Origin of the sequence: Nocardia farcinica (assembly GCF_029867845.1) — a bacterium.
GTDB classification, from domain to species: Bacteria; Actinomycetota; Actinomycetes; order Mycobacteriales; family Mycobacteriaceae; genus Nocardia; species Nocardia farcinica_A.
Genome location: NZ_JARWRU010000329.1, coordinates 1 through 1,811, shown reverse-complemented (window position 1 = coordinate 1,811; position 1,811 = coordinate 1). Strand labels below are relative to the sequence as shown.

The 1,811-nt window shown below is 71.3% G+C and carries 2 protein-coding genes; both read right to left on the bottom strand.

All coding sequences use genetic code 11. The features are described from left to right. Positions 1 to 106 precede the first annotated feature (106 nt). Positions 107 to 883 carry an acyl-[acyl-carrier-protein] thioesterase gene (locus QH283_RS07030; protein WP_280502204.1) on the bottom strand — a complete coding sequence of 259 codons (777 nt, stop codon included), beginning with the start codon at positions 881 to 883 and terminating at the stop codon, positions 107 to 109. Between the two features lie 274 nt (positions 884 to 1,157). Then, positions 1,158 to 1,811, bottom strand: a 654-nt coding sequence (locus tag QH283_RS07025) for a transglycosylase SLT domain-containing protein (protein ID WP_280502203.1), incomplete at its 5' end; no start/stop codon positions are given.

The following is a 1,811-nucleotide window of genomic DNA, read 5'->3' as shown; positions in this document are numbered from 1 at the left end:
CACTCCGCGCCGGCGCCCGCCGAGCCGTCCCCCCGCGCCGGCCCTCGGCTTCCGGCCGCGTCCCGCCCCGTGGCGTGTCGAACCCCGCCCGGGGACGGTGCGGCACTCAGCCGGTCAGCGGCATGATGCGCACGACCGTGGTGGTCGCCCCGCCCACCACGAACCACAGCCGCAGCACCGGGCGCCCGGGGCTGCGGTCGCCCGGCGCGAAGCGGCTGCGCACGGTGATGTGCTGGCGGGCCAGCACGGGGGCGACGTACTCGATGACCGCGCGGTGCGGCCCGGCGATGAGCTTGGGGTACTCGACCAGGAAGTGCTCGACGGCCTGCCAGTAGCAGGCGTTGTTGACGTGGTTGTACTGGTCGATGTCGGTGACCCGGACCGGGAACGGCAGGTCGGTGTCGGACTCCGGGGGTGCGGCGTCGGTCAGGTAGGGCCGCCAGCGCAGCCGGTGCTCGTCGGTGCTCCTGGCCAGGTAGGCCAGGCCCTCGTCGCTGATCCTGGCGGGCATCCCGGTCGACTCGCTGATGTTGATCCAGAAGCCCTCGGTCTCGATCAGACCGCCGTTGTCGCTGGTGATGCGCACCCGCATGTTGGTCCAGCGGGTGGACATGCTCGAGCACCACCGCAGCAGGTGCACCGTGTCGGGCCACAGCACCGGCCGGATGACGTCGATGACGGTGCGCCGCACGATCCAGTTGGGGTCGGTGCGGGCCAGGAAGGTCTGATGCAACTGCTCCCAGGCGATATCCTGCAGATACCGCGCGACCGCGTCGAAGCGCAGCCGGTTGTAGGGATCAACATCGCCAGCCCGGACGGGCCACGCCGCATCGAAGCCCATGCCCTGTTCGGGAACCGGGGCGAGTGGCTGATCGAGTGACACTGGTGCTCCTCGCGCTGCACGTTGTGCCGCGGTGTTTCTTACGGTGCTGTTCTGCACTGCCTGCTGTGAGACGACTTTACGGGGCAAAGGGCCTGCCCTCGTGTCGAGCCGACTGTACTCACAGGTAGAGGTCCGGTGTACCCCCACCGATGTCCATTGTCGCAGCGAAGCGGGGCAGGGCACCCGCCGTCTCGGGCGCTCCGAGGGGCCCCCGTGGCCGGGTTCGGCGAGGGCAGCGGGATGGGCACAGCGGGGTGGGCACAGCGGGGTGGAATCAATAGCCCTGGTACGCGCCGCCGGAGTTGACGCCGGCGACACCGGGCACGTTCGACAGCGAGCCGTAGCGGTCGATGGCGTAGCGGGTGGCGGCGACGATGTTGTCCACCGGATCCCAGATGTCGGTGTGACCGGGTGCGGCGTAGGCGTCGAAGGTGCTGTCGATGGTCTGCATGATGCCCTTCGACGGATGCCCGGCCAGCCAGTTGCTGTCCCACCGGTTCTCCGCGTAGGGGTTGCCGCCCGACTCGTGCTCGATGATCAGCGCGATGGCGCGCTCGTCGATCTGATCCGGGCTGTAGCCCATCTCGATGAGTATCTTCTTGGCCTGCTCGATCCACTCCGCGACGTCGCCGGTCGGCAGCGGCCCGGAGGGCGCGCTGGAGCCGGGACCGGCCGACGAGCCGGACCAGCCGGAGCCGCCCGGCGAGCCGGGGTTGCCCGGCGAGCTCCCCGGCGACGGGCTGGAGCCGCTGCCGGTGGAGAGGTGGCTCGGCTGGTTCGACACCGGGGTCGACGCGGGCGTGGTCGAGGCCGGGGTGGTGTCGGCGGGCACGCCGGCCTTCGGATCGCCGAGCGCGGCGAAGGCGGCCTCCAGCGCGCCGGTGGCCGTGCCGACCGCCGTGCTCGCCGCGGCGGCCGCGTCCTCGGC